We start from the raw sequence: 15,068 nt of genomic DNA on the forward strand, positions 1-15,068 counted from the left end.
GAAGGACACACGAAGACTGGAATGACATGCGAAAGCCAACGCCTTGTCTTTTATCACATTAGCCTTGGAGCATAACTGGAACTGTGTGCAATACACCAAAGGCCACCCTGTGCTGAAGATCGGCAGCCGCACCGTGATACCGAGGGACAAGCTGTGCAAGTAGATCGATGCAACACGGTCCAATTTGTTGCCAACCCGCTTTTTCTCATTGAAACGATCATACCGTCAATGTCGGTTTGCGTCAGGTCGGAAAACGACTTCTCTATATCAATGTGCCTGCTGATGGAGTGGAAATGTGCATGGTAGTTTTTGATGGTCGGTTCGGTAAGACCTTTTGCGGTCTGAGCGACCACAAATTCGTCAAATGCCCTTTTCATGGACAGCGTTGTTTGCGGTATGCGTTTTATTTTGCGGTTCATCGTTAGACCTCCTGCGTCCCTGAGTTTAGGTGGGGAACGCAGGAGGTCTAAAATTTTGATGAAAACAAGAAAAAACCCTTGAAATCATTGCGATTCCAAGGGTTTTGGAGCTTGTGGCCGGATTCGAACCGGCGACCTGCTCATTACGAGTGAGCTGCTCTGCCAGCTGAGCCACACAAGCATCAACGCAGATGGTAGTATAGCACATTTTGCCGGCGCCGTCAACCGCTTTTCCGGTGAAGAGAGCCTTTTTCTGCTCCGCCTACTTCCGAAGTGGGTACGTACCGGGAATGGCAATACATAATGTAATCGATTGCTGACAACGGCCGCAGATCTTCCGGAAAAGTAAGGAAAACGCCGCTGGCGGTGCGCTGCGCGGCGGCGGGCACTTACGGGAAATCCCCCGCATATTTTCCCGTTCCGGTATACTTTTCACACAAAACAGCACGCCGGCAGCAACCCGAAGGCCTTTACGTTAATTTGACATAATTCTACATGACATAATTTTTACAATGAGTTATCCACAGTTTCCACCACTTTTTCCACACTGCGAAAATCCTTTTAAATACGCTGAATTTTCTTGTTATGGAAGAAAATGTAAGTACCGAAAAACACCTCTTTCACCCACGAAACACACGCCGTTAACTTAACATAATGTCATATCATGGAGAAGAACGAAGGATATAGGCGTGATGATTTCCATAACACCGCCGACGACGGTTGGTTGACAAAAAGCACCCCCGAAAACGGGGGTGCTTGGTCACAGTAGGGGTGCGCCCAGGTCCATGGTGGCGTAGGCGTTGAGGTCGAGCCCGGCGGTGCGGCCCGCCTGATACTCGTAGTAGCCTTGGGCACCGATCATGGCGCCGTTGTCGCCGCACCACTTCAGCGGCGGCAGATAGAGTTGTACGCCCGCCTCCCGACAGGCGGCCTGCAGGTCGGCGCGGATAACGGAGTTGGCGGCCACGCCGCCGGCGGCCACCAGGGTCCTGCGGCCGGTAAGCTCCAGGGCGCGCATGGCGCGGGGCACCAGTTCCCCGGACACGGCGCGGGCAAAGTCCCGGGCAAGTGCCGGGGCGTCCAGCGGATCGCCCTTCTGCTGGGCGTTGTGCGCCAGGTTCACCACAGCGGTCTTCAGGCCGGAAAAACTCATGTCCAACTCTGCCCCGGCCACATGGGCGCTGGGCAGGTCGTACACGCCGCCTGCGGACTGCTGCGCCAGCTGGTCCATAGGCCTGCCGCCGGGGTAGGGGAGCCCCAGCACCCGCGCCGCCTTGTCGAAGCATTCGCCAGCGGCATCGTCACGGGTGGCACCCAGCACGGTCATATCGGTGTAGTCCGCCACATCCACGATCAGCGTATTGCCGCCGGAGATGGCCAGCGCCACGAAGGGCGGCTCCAGCTCCGGAAAGGCCAGATAGTTGGCGGCGATGTGTCCCCGCACATGGTGCACCGGGATCAGGGGCACACCCAGCGCGTAGGCGGCGGATTTGGCAAAGCTGACGCCCACCAGCACCGCGCCGATGAGCCCCGGTGCGTAGGTGACGGCCACGGCATCGATGTCCTTTTTGGCCAGTCCGGCGTCGGCCAACGCCTTGTCCGTCAGGGCAGCGATGGCCTGTACGTGCTTGCGGGAGGCGATCTCCGGCACCACGCCGCCATAGAGGGCGTGCATATCCGCCTGGGACAATATGGCGTCGGACAGCAGCGCCCGCCCGTCCCGGACCACGGCCACCGCTGTCTCGTCGCAGGAGGACTCGAAAGCTAATATGTTCATTGCGCCGCCTCCTCCGTGTAGTATTTCGTCAGGATCAGGGCATCCTCCTTGGGTAGGTCGTAATAGTTGCGGCGGCGGCCCACCTCGCGGAAGCCGAAGCCCTGATACAGCGCGATAGCCGCGGTGTTGGAGGGCCGCACCTCCAGCGTCAGGAACGCCAACTGATTGCCGCGGGCAAAGTTGTCGAATACCTGCAAGAGCTGGGCCGCCACGCCCTGCCGGCGACGGGAGGGGTCCACCGCTACATTGGTGATATAGCCCTCGTCGGCGGCTACCAGCAATCCCGCGTAGCCGATAACTTTCTCCGTCTCCGGCTCCAACGCCACCAAAAAGGCCGCGCACTGGTTGTCCAGCTCCTCGGCCAACATCTGCCGGGACCAGGGGCGGGAGAAGCAGGCCAGCTCCAGCGCCGCCACGTCGTTCAAATGCTCCGCCGCCATGGGTACGATCTTGATGTGTTTCATAGCTTTATCCCTTCGCCTCCAGCCAGTTTTTTCCGCAGTGGGCGTCCACCGTCAGGGGAACGGACAGCACGGCGGCGTGTTCCATCTCCTCCGTGAGGATATGCTTCACCTGCGCCTGCTCCTCCGCCGGGCACTCGGCGATCAGCTCGTCGTGGACCTGCATCAGCAGCCGGGCACGCAGGCCCTCCCGCTTCAGCCGGTCATGCACACGCACCATCGCCAGCTTCATGATATCGGCGGCGCTGCCCTGCACCGGCATATTCAGCGCCACCCGCTTGCCGAATTCCCGCAGGTTGAAATTGCTGCTCTTCAGCTCCGGCAGGGGGCGGCGGCGGTGCATCATGGTCTGTACGTAGCCGTCCTGCTCCGCCTGCGCCACTACGTCGGTCATATACTGCCGCAGGGTACTGTACGTCTCGAAATAGCGGTCCATGTATGCCTTGGCCTCCGCCACGGTGACGCCGATGTCCTGGGCCAGTGCAAAGGCGGAGATGCCGTACACAATGCCGAAATTCACCGCCTTGGCCCGGCGGCGCAGCTCCGGCGTCACATCCTCCTCCGGCACGTGGAAGACCTTGGAGGCGGTGGCAGTGTGGAAGTCCGCACCGGACAGGAATGACGCCTGCATGACCTTATCGCCGGACATATGCGCCAGCAGGCGCAACTCGATCTGGGAGTAGTCCGCATCCACCAGCACACAGCCCTCCGCCGCCGTGAACATCCGCCGCAGCTGGCTGCCCAGCTCGGTGCGGGTGGGGATATTCTGCAAATTCGGCTCCGTGGAGCTGAGCCGCCCGGTGGCGGTGACGGTCATTTGGAAGCTGGTGCGTATCCGGCCGTCCATATCGATGACCTTCATCAGCCCGTCCACATAGGTACTCTTCAGCTTTGTATACTGGCGGAAGCACAGTACGTCGTCCACGATGGGATAGGCGTAACGCAGCTTTTCCAGCACATCGGCGTTGGTGGACCAGCCGGTCTTCGTCTTTTTGCCGTGGGGCAGCTGCAATTTCTCGAACAGGATATACCCCAGCTGCTTGGGGGAGTTGATATTGAAAGTCTCTCCGGCGGCATCGTAGATAGCCTGCTCCACGCGGTCCGTGGTCTTCTGCAGAGCTGCGCCGAAATCCGCCAGGGCGTCCCGGTCCACCAGGAAACCAGCTGTTTCCATATCCGCCAGCACCCGGCACAGAGGCAGCTCCACATTATAATACAATTCCTCCATCTCCAGCTCCCGCAGCTTGGGCGCGAGCGTCCCGTGCAGGGCGGACACGGCGGCGGTGTAGCTGATAAGCGCCGTCTGGGCGGCGATGTTCTCCCCAACCAGGGGATTGAAGGCATCCGCCGTCAGATGGTCGGGCTGGGGCAGCTGCTCGTTATAGTAGGTGACAAACAGCCGCTGCAGATCGTAGCTGCCGGCGGTGGCGTCTACCAGATAGGCGGCCAGCACCGTGTCGAAGATGAAACCATCGGCGGGCAGTCCCTGGGCCAGCAGGGAACGCATCATGTCCTTGACATTGTGGCCAACCTTCCGGATATCCGGCGCAAACAGGGCGGACAGCAGCGCCCGCCAATCACCGGCATATCGGTTGACATAAATTTCAACCATCAGAGAGCTGTCTGCCCCGGTCTCGCATTCCACCGCCAGCGCCGCCAGATCCGGTGTACCGTATACGGTCACGTATGCCGCCTCGCGCCACAGGGCCAGGCACGCCTCGGCACGCTCGGCCGTCTCCAGTATTTCCGCCTCCGCGGTATATGTGGGCAGCTCCTCTGCCACGCAGGCCGGGGAGAGCTGGTATTTATCGATGAGCTTCTGGAATTCCAGCTTCAAAAACAGGTCATACAGCTCCGGCTTGAAGGGCTGGCGCAGGTTAGCCTCCGGGTCGAAGTCAAGCGGCGCATTTGTGTCGATGGTGGCCAGCCAGTAGCTGTGGCGGGCAGAGGCCTCGCCTTCCTTGAGTTTACATAAAAATCCGGGCTTCAGGGGCACGCTGTCGATGTTCGCGTACACGGCGTCAATGGAGCCATATTGCTGTACCAGCGCCATGGCGGTCTTTTCACCAATGCCGGGCACGCCGGGGATATTGTCGCTGCTGTCGCCGGCCAGGGCCTTCAGGTCGATCATGTGGATGGGGTCAAAGCCATACTCCGCCCGGAAAGTGGATTCGGTCATGCAGCGGTCGCTGTCCAGTCCCTTGCCGCCGGTCAGCAGACGCACATGGGTGTGGGCGGTGATCAGCTGCAAGCTGTCGCGGTCGCCGGTGGCGATGGTGCAGTCCCATCCGGCGGCCTCGCACTTGCGGCTGATCGTGCCGATCAGGTCATCGGCCTCGTAGCCGGACAGCTCATAGCAGGGCACGGACATGGCGTCGAGCACCTGCTTCAGCGGCAGCATCTGTTCGGCCAGCTCCTCGGGCATACCCTTGCGGTTGGCCTTATAGGCCGCGTCGGCCTTGTGCCGGAATGTTGGCTCCCGCCGGTCAAAGGCAGCGCACACGGCGTCCGGCTTCTCCTGGTCCAGCAGCTTCTGCAGCATGGTGACAAAGCCGTAAATGGCGTTTGTGTGCAGCCCCTGCCGTGTGGTCAGCAGGCGCGCCTTTCCGACGCCGTAATAGGCGCGGTTGACGATACTGTTGCCGTCGAGAACCATCAGTTTCATAGGTGAGCCTCCGTTTTGTGATCGTTTTCAATTTATTATACGCCGATTTTCCCGCCAACACAACCATTTCCGCGCGGAGTTGTTTTGCCTTTTGCGCCGGTCTGACCGGCACCCCCTGCATCTCCTTGGGGCAGCCGTAGACCTGTGGAGAAACGGCAACTCGATACATTGCACATGAAATGCCGATTAGCGGCCACAATTGCCGATATATGCGCAATTATAGAGGCGGAATATCGGTAAAACGGAACATTTCATCTCGTGAGCACGGCTTTTTGTCGAATGCGGTCGCTGGGTGTCGAACGAAAATGTTGGTTTTCGACAAATTGCCCTTGCATTTGCTGTCTGTTTGTGGTATTTTTGATAGCGTCAAAGCGGTTCGTGGTGTGTATATGGGGAATTGCGTGCCGTTAAAATTATGTTAAAGGGGAAAGTGAATATGGAGAACAAGATCACTGTATGCGTTGCGGATGCGGACCAGGCGTATCGGACAGAGCTGTGCGATTTCTTGAAGAAGCAGGGGGATATCTGTCTGATCGGCGACACCGCCGACGGCCGTGAGGCGCTGGCGATGGTGGAGGCACAGCACCCCGCCGTGCTGGTGCTGGACACGGTACTGCCCGGACTGGACGGCACAGGTATCCTGCGGCGGCTGAAGGGCAAGTCCGAGACGCGGTGCATTGTGGTGACGGAATTCCGCACCGCCGAGGCGGCCCGGGACATCCGGGATGCCGGCGCCTATGTATTCCTGCCCAAGCCGGCGGACGACACCTCAGTGCTGGAGCATATCCGCCACGCGGCAGGCCCGCGCTGCGACCTGCCGCTGCAGCAACTGGAGATGATGGTCACGGCCATCATCCACGAGATCGGCGTGCCGGCGCACATCAAGGGCTACCAGTACCTGCGGGAAGGCATTATCCTGACGGTGCGGAACATGGAGGTCATCAACGCGGTGACGAAGGTGCTGTATCCGGAGATCGCAAAGCGGTTCGGGACGACGCCCAGCCGGGTGGAGCGCGCCATTCGCCACGCGATCGAGGTAGCGTGGGACCGCGGCGACCTGGAAACGCTGCAGAAATACTTTGGCTATACGGTGAACTCCGCGAAGGGCAAGCCCACAAACTCCGAATTCATCGCCATGATCGCCGATCGCCTCCAATTACAGGCCCAGGAAATGTGAAAGTGTATAAAAGGAAGGGACGCCTTTCGGGGTGTCTTTCCTTTTTATGAACGGCGTCTGCAGGTCAAAAGTCGGCCTTGTAAATCCCGGCGCGTTGGTTTATAATATAATGTACTGTCAAAACGGCTGCCGAATGCAACGCAGAAGAACATAGAAAAGGTGAGAATGATATGGAACGAATGAGAATTGCCGCGATCTTCGCCGATCAGGAGTCCCTGGGCGGCAAGGACGTGACCGTGTGCGGCTGGGCACGCACCATCCGCGACATGAAGACCTTTGGCTTCATCGAGCTGAACGACGGCTCCTGCTTCAAGAACCTGCAGGTGGTCATGTCCGCCGAGGAGCTGGCCAACTATAAGGATATCGCCGCACAGAACGTGGGCGCGGCGCTGATCGTCAAGGGCACCGTGGTGCTGACGCCGGATGCCAAGCAGCCCCTGGAGGTGAAAGCCCACAGCATCGAGGTAGAGGGAAAGTCCACGCCGGATTACCCCCTGCAGAAGAAGCGCCACAGCGTGGAATTCCTGCGGACCATCCAGCACCTGCGGCCCCGTACCAACCTGTTCTCCGCCACGTTCCGCGTCCGCTCCGCGGCGGCCTACGCGGTGCATGAGTTTTTCCAGAGCCGGGGTTTTGTGTATGTACAGACCCCCATCATTACCGGCAGCGACTGCGAGGGTGCCGGCGAGATGTTCCAGGTGACCACCCTGGATCTGAACAACGTCCCCAAGACCGAGGACGGGCAGGTGGACTACTCCCAGGACTTCTTCGGTAAGAAAACCAGCCTGACGGTGTCCGGCCAGTTGAATGCGGAGAATTTCGCCATGGCCTTCGGCGATGTGTATACCTTCGGCCCCACCTTCCGTGCGGAGAACTCCAACACCCAGCGCCATGCCGCCGAGTTCTGGATGATCGAGCCGGAGATGGCCTTCTGCGACCTGGCCGGTGACATGGATGTGGCCGAGGCCATGATCAAGCACATCATCCGCCGGGTGCTGGAGCGCTGCCCCCAGGAGATCGACTTCTTCAACAGCTTCGTGGACAAGGGGCTGAAGGAGCGTTTGGAGCACGTGGCGTCCAGCGACTTTGGCCGGGTCAGCTACACCGACGCGGTGGAGATCCTGAAGAAGAATAACGACAAGTTCGACTACAAGGTGGAGTGGGGCACCGACCTTCAGACCGAGCACGAGCGGTATCTCACCGAGCAGGTATTCAAGAAGCCCGTGTTCGTCACTGACTATCCCAAGGAGATCAAGGCGTTCTATATGCGGTTGAACGATGACGGAAAGACCGTGGCCGCGGCAGACTGCCTGGTGCCCGGCATCGGCGAGATCATCGGCGGCAGCCAGCGCGAGGAGCGCCTGGAGCTGCTGGAGAGCCGCATCCGTGAGCTGGGCATGAACCCGGAGGATTACTGGTGGTACTGCGACCTGCGTCGCTACGGTTCCTGCCGCCACGCGGGCTTCGGCCTGGGCTTCGAGCGCATGGTGATGTACCTGACGGGCGTCAGCAACATCCGCGACGTGGAGCTGCATCCCCGCACGGTGGGCAACGCGGAATTTTAAGCGAAAGCCAAAAGAGCACCCATAGGGTGCTCTTTTTATCTGTACGAATAAATATCCCCCGGCTAGGCCGGGGGATATTTATTTGTTTTGTCGTGCTATGCGCCTATGCCAACTTCCGCACCTCATACAAACGCATTGATGGCATTAGTTACACCATCTACCCCGGCGAATGGATCATGTCTGTGGAGGAATTGTCCCGGTATTTCCGCACTCGCTTCCGCCGCCAGACCTTGGCCGCTTTGGAGGGACTGTAAAAGAAAGGGCTTATCAGTTTTCTTGTTCTCGGACATGGTAAGCTGGTCAAATTCAAGATTCGCGGGTGGCGGCGTCACAACACGATTCTCGACTACAATGCGCCCTGTCAGAAGGATACCGGCTTTTTCTTCTTCCCTGTCTCTACGGCCACAGAACTGGTCAGTGCCGGTCACTGCTCGGAGATGGACGCCGTATTGGATCTATGGCTGAACACGGTCTATAACGATCCGCAAGTCCTCGGTTCAGACGTCGGGCCGGTGGTCTATCTCCGCAACGGTACAGGCTGCCCGCTGGTCAGCTATGCGGAGCTGGCTTCCCGCTGGGGCGTCTCTAAGGCAACTGCCGGCCGACACCTCAAGCGCATGGCTGAACGGGGCTATCTGCAACTGGCAGCCTTCCCCGGCACACATGGCACTACGATCTATCTCCAGAACTATCTCTCCACCATGTTCCAAATTTCTGACATCGTGGTGGACAAGGAAGAGATCGCCATGAGCCTTGGCATCAAGCTGGAGCTTCAGGAGGAAACTGCCCTGACCATAGCGGCACCCATCGATTCAAATGAGGCCGGTAGCGTTTCAGAAATGAACCGCCATCGAATCGAGCGAAAGATGCGAGAAATCCTTGTGGCACAAGGACTGCCGTGCGCTTCATGCGCTAAATCCAAATATATGTTATTACCATTATCCGACGACTGCGAGGTTACGATAGAAGGGGGGCCTCCTCTGCGCCGGTGGCTTCAGTTGGTGGTCACCTGCGGTGACGCACAGGAAGTCTATCACTTTGAACTCAGATTGCACCCGACGAAGATGCGCGGCAATAAGGAGGTCGAACGATGAAAAAGACTGCACAAGAACCCAAAGTGACCGAGAATCCTCTGTACCATGATAAGCCAGCACTTTCAGACCGGTAGAAATCGCCGCTCCCGCATGATATGATAAGCTTGAAGAAAAGTTTTCCTGTCCACGCAATGAACGGCGATTTTTGTTGTCTATATAGGTGAAAGGCCTTTACGCAGAAAGAAAGGAGGGCGCAATGAGAGACCATGAGATCATAGAATTGTACTGGGCGCGTAACGAGAGCGCGATTGCCGCCACCGCAGAAAAGTACGGGAGCTACTGCCACACGATTGCATATAACATACTGCGTAACAAAGAGGATGCGGAGGAATGTGCCAACGACACATATCTCGGCGCATGGAATTCGATCCCGCCGCAGCGTCCGAGCCGTTTGTCGATCTACTTAGGGAAAATCACGCGCAACCTCGCTCTGAACCGTTATAAGCGGTATACTGCCGAAAAACGCGGACACGGACAAGTAGTCCTCGCACTGTCTGAGTTGGAAGCCTGCGTTCCTTCGGAAACGACTGTGGAGCAGACCATCGAAGAAAATGAGTTGGCTGCCGCCATTGACCGCTTCCTGTATGCAAAGCCCAAGCTGAACCGTAACATTTTTGTCCGCAGATACTATCATCTCTATGCANACGACTGTGGAGCAGACCATCGAAGAAAATGAGTTGGCTGCCGCCATTGACCGCTTCCTGTATGCAAAGCCCAAGCTGAACCGTAACATTTTTGTCCGCAGATACTATCATCTCTATGCAATACGGGATATTGCGGACGCATACGGAATGAGCGAGAGCAAGGTGACGTCTTTGCTTTTCCGTATGAGAAACGAACTAAGACGATTTCTTGAAAAGGAGGGAATTATGCTATGAAAACCGAAGTTCTTCTTCGTTCGATCGGAAAGATCAATGACGAGCTTATCGCTGACGCGGAAAGCGAAGCAAATACCAAAAGAAAGCCCGGNTAAGACGATTTCTTGAAAAGGAGGGAATTATGCTATGAAAACCGAAGTTCTTCTTCGTTCGATCGGAAAGATCAATGACGAGCTTATCGCTGACGCGGAAAGCGAAGCAAATACCAAAAGAAAGCCCGGTTGGGCCAAGCTTGGAACAATGGCTGCCTGCCTTGCACTGGTTCTCTGTACCGGCATCGCCACACATGCCATCCGAAGCAATGCGACAGCAGGCACCTTCACAATGGATGTCAACCCCAGCGTGGAATATACGATTGCCAAGAGCGGCGCCGTCAAGAGCATCCGCAGTCTGAACAGCGATGCGGAAAATGCGCTCAGCGATGTTGCGCTGGGAAAGCAGAGTGTCGAGACCGCTCTAACGCGCACGGTCGCCGCCTACGAGGCCTGCGGATACATGGAAAACGGCGAAGCGACGGNTCCGCAGTCTGAACAGCGATGCGGAAAATGCGCTCAGCGATGTTGCGCTGGGAAAGCAGAGTGTCGAGACCGCTCTAACGCGCACGGTCGCCGCCTACGAGGCCTGCGGATACATGGAAAACGGCGAAGCGACGGTTCTGATCTCTTTTGATTCCCGTCTTGATGCGAACGCCGAGCTAAAGGCATCGCTCTCCGCGGAGATCCAGCAGGCCCTGGAGCAGACCGATGCCGTCGGCACGCTGGTTTTCCACTCCGAACTGACGGAAAACGCCGAAGTGGCGAAGATCGCCGAGGAATTCCATGTTTCCCTTGGCCGCGCCGACTGGATCCTCACCGCAGCAAACAAAACCGGGCTGCCCACGGACGAGGTTGCCCGCATGTCGTTGGACGAGCTTCTTAAATTCCAAGAGGTCTCCGGCATTTCTTCTATCTGCGTATCGAAGTTCATCTCCTTGGAGGAAGCGAAAAAGATTGCACTGAGGGACGCGAAGCTTGATGAGCTGACGCAGAAGATCGTGTTCACCAGAGAGGAGCTGAACCGCAATCAGGGCAAACCCTGCTACCTCCTGGAGTTCTATACCGGAACGAACCAGTATCATTACCAGATCGATGCAAAGACCGGTAGCATCATCTACGCCGGAAGGTTCATCACCCTTGCCGACGCGAAGAAAATCGCACTGGACGACGCCGGGGTCAATGTGAAGGTGGTCTTCACGACAGAGGAGCTGGTTGCCGGTGGCATCAAGTCACCCTACTATTACTTCGTCTTTGAAAGTGACTCAGCTCGCTGGACTTACAAAATTGACGCCGTTCTGGGCGTGATCATGGATAAGACCTGCGATAAGATCATTCCCCTTGCTCCGGAGTTTATCGGCTTGGAAAAGGCAAAGCAGATCGCCCTGAGGGGCGCAGGGCTGGATGAGGCAGCGCAGAAAATCGTGTTCACCCGAGAGGAGCTGAGCCGCAATTCGGGCAAGCCCTGCTATATCCTTGAGTTCTACACCGCGAAGAAGCAGTATTCCTACAAGGTAGACGCTAAGAACGGCAGCATCATGGAGACTTACCACTTCATTCTTCTGGCGGACGCGAAGAAAATCGCACTGGACGACGCCGGGGTCAGCGAAAAGGTCACCTTTACCGAGGAAACGCTGGTTGCCGGCGGCATCAAGTCGCCCTACTATTACTTCGCCTTTGAAAGTGCCTCTGCTCGCTGGACCTACAAAATCGACGCGGTTTTGGGTGTGATCATGGATAAGACCTGCGATAAGATCATTCCCCCTGCCCCGGAGTTTATCGGCTTGGAAAAGGCAAAGCAGATCGCATTAGAGGACGCGGGGCTGGATGAGACAGCGCAAAAAATCGTGTTCACCAGGGAGGAGCTGAGCCGCAATTCTGGCAAACCCTGCTATATCCTTGAGTTCTACACGGACAAGTGTGCGTATTCCTACAAGGTCGATGCAGTATCCGGGGAAATTATCGGGAAGAAAAGCGACTGGTTTTCCCGTCAGGAGTCCGAGACTGTGCCGGACACGTCTCAGAATTCCGATTCCAAGCAGCGCAGAATAGGTTAACCCACGATAAGGGCCTTTTGAGAAAGTGCGTACCCGCAGTGGGCGAGGATATGCCCGGCGGCGATCCGGCTATTATGACCTCTGAAGACATCCCGTTCGATGCCGCGGCCATGCTGGGAGAAGATGGCTTCCATTCGCTCATGGACTCATTGGCCGCGATACAGAAGCCGTGAAATCAACAGGTGGTCATATAGAGCATACTTCGGCATACATAAATTGTCAGGAGCCGGACTGCGCGTATCACGCAGTCCGGCTCCTGACCTGTAAGGAGACAATGGTCGAAAGTAGCCTAAATTGGAAGTAAGATGAAGCCTTTTTATTTGGCGATACGCTCCAGGATTTCGATCAGCAGCTCGGTGGTGATCTTGACGTCCTCGATCTTGCAGGTTTCATTGGGCGTATGCACGTCAAGAAGCGTCGGACCAACGGAGATCATGTCCAGGTGGGGATTCTTCTCCGCAAAGGCGCCGCACTCCACGCCGGCGTGTACCGGCTCCACGATCATATCCGTGCCGGTCAGATGCTTGTAGGCCTCGCAAGCGATATGGGTCAGCTTGCTGTTGGGATTGACCGCCCAGCCGGGAACATGACCCTCGCTGTCGAAGGTGAAACCGAAGCTATTGGCCAGTGCGCTGCAGATCACACCGATCTGAGTGGCCTGATAGGCAACGCTGCTCCGGGCAAACACCGTGAAGCGCACCATATCCTCGTCCACGGACACCACACCCAAGTTGGCGGAACTTTCTACCAGCCCGTCAATGAACGGACTCATGGTATGTACGTTATTGGGAACCGTGGTCATCAGCCCTACCATACCATAACCAACCTCCCCTGTCAGTACGCGGTCGGGCGCGGTATCACCGAAGGTGGTGGTGAACACCATATCCGATTCGATGTTGCCAAAAGCCTCCACGAACTCTGCGCGGAAGGTTTCAATGATAGCCTTGGCCCTGTCCTCCTCGGTGGCAGACAGAACAATGGTGGCGGTGCCAAATGCGGGGATGGCGTTCTTCGCCTGACCGCCGCTGAAGGAGGCCACGCGGTAGCTGACGCCGCCCTGTCGCAGCATAGCCAGCAACGTAGCGATGCTGACCAGCGCGTTGGCGTGACCCTTGTTGATCCCCACGCCGGAGTGACCGCCCAGCAGACCACTGAGGGAAATGGTCAGTGTCTTGCAGCCCACAATAGGCTTTTCCCACTCGGCCTTGTGGCTGTAGTTGAAGAAGTCGCCGCCGGCACAGGAATTGCACAGTGAGCCCAGCGTTTCCCAATCCAAATTGACCAGATAGCCGCCGTCAAGATACTTGGGGTCAATGGCGATGGAGCCCATGCCGTCTTCCTCGTTGGTGGTGAAGATGGCGCGGATGGGGCCGTGACGCAGGGTGTCGTCCTGCAGCAGGTACAGGCACATCGCCACGCCGATACCGTCATCGGCACCCAGGCTGGTGCCGTCTGCGGTCAGGGTCACACCATCGTTGATGACCTTGATAGGGTCGTTCATAGGATCGTAGGTGACGCCCTCTTCGCATACGCAGACCATATCCATGTGTGCCTGAAAGATCACACGGGGTACATTCTCGCAGCCGGGGGAGGCGGGCTTGTCAATGATGATCTCATTCATGTTGTCCTTTTCCACGGCCATGCCATGGCTTTTGGCCCACTGGAACAGGTACTCGCTGACACGCTCCTCGTGATGGGAGGGGCGGGGAACCTTTGCCAGCTCCAGAAATTCGGACAATACAATATCTAACGCTTTGTCTTTACTCATAGCAAACACTCCTTACTGTGCGACAGAGCCGGCTTCTTCGATAGTCATATCGCCGGAGCCGGCCAGCTTGGTATTCTTCAGCAGGGAATAGAGGATCCAGTAGGCCACGAAGGCGATGATCACGCCGTCCAGTGCGGAGGAGAACACCGTCACCACGCCCAGCGTCTCCAGCAGCGCGAAGCCGCCGCCGATGACCCACGCGATGATGCCGATCCAGTTGATGCCGCGCACGGGAGACCAGTTCTCCTTCTTGGCCTTGCAGATGACCCAGTAGTCGCAGATAACGACGCCCATGATGGGAGGCACCACCGCGCCCAGAATGCTGATATAGGTGTTCAGGAAATCCGCCAGACCTGCAATCGCCATAATGACGCCCAGTACGCCGCATATCATGGTGACCAGAGGACGCTTGCTGTCCTTGATGGAGAACATCTTGCAGGCGGCCAGACCGGACATATAGGCGTTGCCGGTATTGGTGGTCCAAGTGGCGAGAATCAGCACCAGCATGGCAACGATGGGGGGAATATCCATGGAACTTGAAAAGAAGTATGTGCCGGTGACAGTGCATTTTGACGCCAACGGGAAGATGCGTCCTATCGAGATCGAGTTTGACGAAATGCGCAGATATCATATCGACAAGATACTGGACGTGCGCCGCGCAGCCTGCCAAAAGAGATATACCTGCCGCATACGGGGCAGGGAGAGTTATCTCTGGTTTGAAAAAGGCCGCTGGTTCGTAGCAGCGAAGGATGGAAAATAAGAAGGAGGCTGCCGGCAACGCCGGCAGCCTCCCTTGCGTAGAGAAAACTACTTACCAATACTTGGGATACTTGCTGGTGCTCTGCTGTTTTTCGGCATATTGCCACCAGGGAACTTGGGTGGCGAAATCCGTCAGCTTATCCCAGAACTGATCGGCCAGCGTCCCCTTGTCCACGTAGACCGTGACAGTATAGGTCTTGCTGCTGCCATCCTCCATGGCGGCGGTGTAGGTCACGGCATTGGTGAAGTCCACCGTTTCACCGTTACCGGGCGTTAGGGACTTGACGCCGTTGGTGGCGATAACCGGGGTCAGCTTCGTCACATCTGTGCCGCGGGGCATGGTGATGGTAATAGTATTGGTGCTGTTGTTCACCGCGCCGGCCACACCGTTGATGGAGAAGCTGGTGATGCCCTTG

The 15,068-nt window shown here is 57.3% G+C and carries 15 protein-coding genes and 1 tRNA gene; 8 read left to right on the plus strand and 8 right to left on the minus strand.

Features of this window, described 5'->3' with window-relative positions:
* Positions 1-53: 53 nt before the first annotated feature.
* From ACOMDU_RS12945 to polA, 5 genes are all read right to left on the minus strand, one after another.
* Positions 54-419 carry a hypothetical protein gene (locus ACOMDU_RS12945; protein WP_421130589.1) on the minus strand — a complete coding sequence of 122 codons (366 nt, stop codon included), beginning with the start codon at positions 417-419 and terminating at the stop codon, positions 54-56.
* Between the two features lie 105 nt (positions 420-524).
* Positions 525-600, minus strand: a tRNA-Thr gene (locus ACOMDU_RS12950).
* 579 nt (positions 601-1,179) lie between these two features.
* Complete coding sequence (tsaD, locus tag ACOMDU_RS12955) at positions 1,180-2,196, minus strand: tRNA (adenosine(37)-N6)-threonylcarbamoyltransferase complex transferase subunit TsaD (protein WP_421130590.1); 1,017 nt, start codon at positions 2,194-2,196, stop codon at positions 1,180-1,182.
* Positions 2,193-2,660, minus strand: a complete 468-nt coding sequence (gene rimI, locus ACOMDU_RS12960; RefSeq protein WP_022135652.1) for a ribosomal protein S18-alanine N-acetyltransferase — start codon at positions 2,658-2,660, stop codon at positions 2,193-2,195. Before rimI ends, tsaD begins: the two co-directional genes overlap by 4 nt.
* A gap of 4 nt (positions 2,661-2,664) precedes the next feature.
* Entirely contained in the window at positions 2,665-5,322 is a 2,658-nt protein-coding gene (gene polA / locus ACOMDU_RS12965) for a DNA polymerase I (protein WP_421130591.1), read from the minus strand.
* Positions 5,323-5,758: 436 nt separating this feature from the next.
* Here polA and spo0A point away from each other — a divergent pair, with 436 nt between their 5' ends.
* The 7 genes from spo0A to ACOMDU_RS13000 all read left to right on the plus strand — a co-directional run bounded on the left by spo0A (position 5,759) and on the right by ACOMDU_RS13000 (position 12,298).
* Entirely contained in the window at positions 5,759-6,499 is a 741-nt protein-coding gene (spo0A, locus tag ACOMDU_RS12970) for a sporulation transcription factor Spo0A (protein ID WP_421130592.1), read from the plus strand.
* Between the two features lie 170 nt (positions 6,500-6,669).
* Positions 6,670-8,064, plus strand: coding sequence for an asparagine--tRNA ligase (gene asnS, locus ACOMDU_RS12975; protein WP_421130593.1), 1,395 nt, complete (start codon positions 6,670-6,672; stop codon positions 8,062-8,064).
* Positions 8,065-8,513: 449 nt separating this feature from the next.
* The gene (locus ACOMDU_RS12980) at positions 8,514-9,158 is read left to right on the plus strand and encodes a MarR family transcriptional regulator (protein ID WP_421130594.1); all 645 of its coding nucleotides are present in this window, start codon (positions 8,514-8,516) and stop codon (positions 9,156-9,158) included.
* Between the two features lie 196 nt (positions 9,159-9,354).
* Positions 9,355-9,834: an RNA polymerase sigma factor gene (locus ACOMDU_RS12985; RefSeq protein WP_421130595.1), complete on the plus strand. Its 480-nt coding sequence runs from the start codon at positions 9,355-9,357 to the stop codon at positions 9,832-9,834.
* 526 nt (positions 9,835-10,360) lie between these two features.
* Positions 10,361-10,705: an anti-sigma-I factor RsgI family protein gene (locus ACOMDU_RS13865; RefSeq protein ID WP_476718551.1), complete on the plus strand. Its 345-nt coding sequence runs from the start codon at positions 10,361-10,363 to the stop codon at positions 10,703-10,705.
* Entirely contained in the window at positions 10,602-12,125 is a 1,524-nt protein-coding gene (locus tag ACOMDU_RS12995; protein WP_421130603.1) for a PepSY domain-containing protein, read from the plus strand. Before ACOMDU_RS13865 ends, ACOMDU_RS12995 begins: the two co-directional genes overlap by 104 nt.
* Before the next feature lie 17 nt (positions 12,126-12,142).
* Complete coding sequence (locus ACOMDU_RS13000; RefSeq protein WP_421130597.1) at positions 12,143-12,298, plus strand: hypothetical protein; 156 nt, start codon at positions 12,143-12,145, stop codon at positions 12,296-12,298.
* A 143-nt stretch (positions 12,299-12,441) separates the two neighbouring features.
* Here ACOMDU_RS13000 and pepD read toward each other — a convergent pair whose 3' ends face one another.
* Positions 12,442-13,893: a beta-Ala-His dipeptidase gene (gene pepD / locus ACOMDU_RS13005; RefSeq protein ID WP_421130598.1), complete on the minus strand. Its 1,452-nt coding sequence runs from the start codon at positions 13,891-13,893 to the stop codon at positions 12,442-12,444.
* Between the two features lie 12 nt (positions 13,894-13,905).
* The gene (locus ACOMDU_RS13010) at positions 13,906-14,424 is read right to left on the minus strand and encodes a cytosine permease (RefSeq protein WP_421130599.1); all 519 of its coding nucleotides are present in this window, start codon (positions 14,422-14,424) and stop codon (positions 13,906-13,908) included.
* Between ACOMDU_RS13010 and ACOMDU_RS13015 the strand changes: the two genes are divergently transcribed.
* Positions 14,423-14,653, plus strand: coding sequence for a hypothetical protein (locus ACOMDU_RS13015; protein WP_421130600.1), 231 nt, complete (start codon positions 14,423-14,425; stop codon positions 14,651-14,653). The genes ACOMDU_RS13010 and ACOMDU_RS13015 overlap by 2 nt on opposite strands.
* 51 nt (positions 14,654-14,704) lie before the next feature.
* Here the strand turns inward: ACOMDU_RS13015 and ACOMDU_RS13020 are convergent.
* Positions 14,705-15,068: hypothetical protein (locus tag ACOMDU_RS13020; RefSeq protein WP_421130601.1), on the minus strand; the 364-nt coding region annotated here is incomplete at its 5' end.

This window comes from Vescimonas sanitatis (assembly GCF_049060325.1).
GTDB classification, from domain to species: Bacteria; Bacillota; Clostridia; order Oscillospirales; family Oscillospiraceae; genus Vescimonas; species Vescimonas sanitatis.

What these genes read in the sequence shown, in the direction of transcription:
- ACOMDU_RS13015 (WP_421130600.1), top strand. Translation starts at nt 14,423, where the DNA reads ATGGAACTTGAAAAGAAGTATGTGCCGGTGACAGTGCATTTTGACGCC.
- pepD (WP_421130598.1), bottom strand. Translation starts at nt 13,893, where the DNA reads ATGAGTAAAGACAAAGCGTTAGATATTGTATTGTCCGAATTTCTGGAG.
- asnS (WP_421130593.1), top strand. Translation starts at nt 6,670, where the DNA reads ATGGAACGAATGAGAATTGCCGCGATCTTCGCCGATCAGGAGTCCCTG.
- ACOMDU_RS13010 (WP_421130599.1), bottom strand. Translation starts at nt 14,424, where the DNA reads ATGGATATTCCCCCCATCGTTGCCATGCTGGTGCTGATTCTCGCCACT.
- rimI (WP_022135652.1), bottom strand. Translation starts at nt 2,660, where the DNA reads ATGAAACACATCAAGATCGTACCCATGGCGGCGGAGCATTTGAACGAC.
- polA (WP_421130591.1), bottom strand. Translation starts at nt 5,322, where the DNA reads ATGAAACTGATGGTTCTCGACGGCAACAGTATCGTCAACCGCGCCTAT.
- ACOMDU_RS12945 (WP_421130589.1), bottom strand. Translation starts at nt 419, where the DNA reads ATGAACCGCAAAATAAAACGCATACCGCAAACAACGCTGTCCATGAAA.
- spo0A (WP_421130592.1), top strand. Translation starts at nt 5,759, where the DNA reads ATGGAGAACAAGATCACTGTATGCGTTGCGGATGCGGACCAGGCGTAT.
- tsaD (WP_421130590.1), bottom strand. Translation starts at nt 2,196, where the DNA reads ATGAACATATTAGCTTTCGAGTCCTCCTGCGACGAGACAGCGGTGGCC.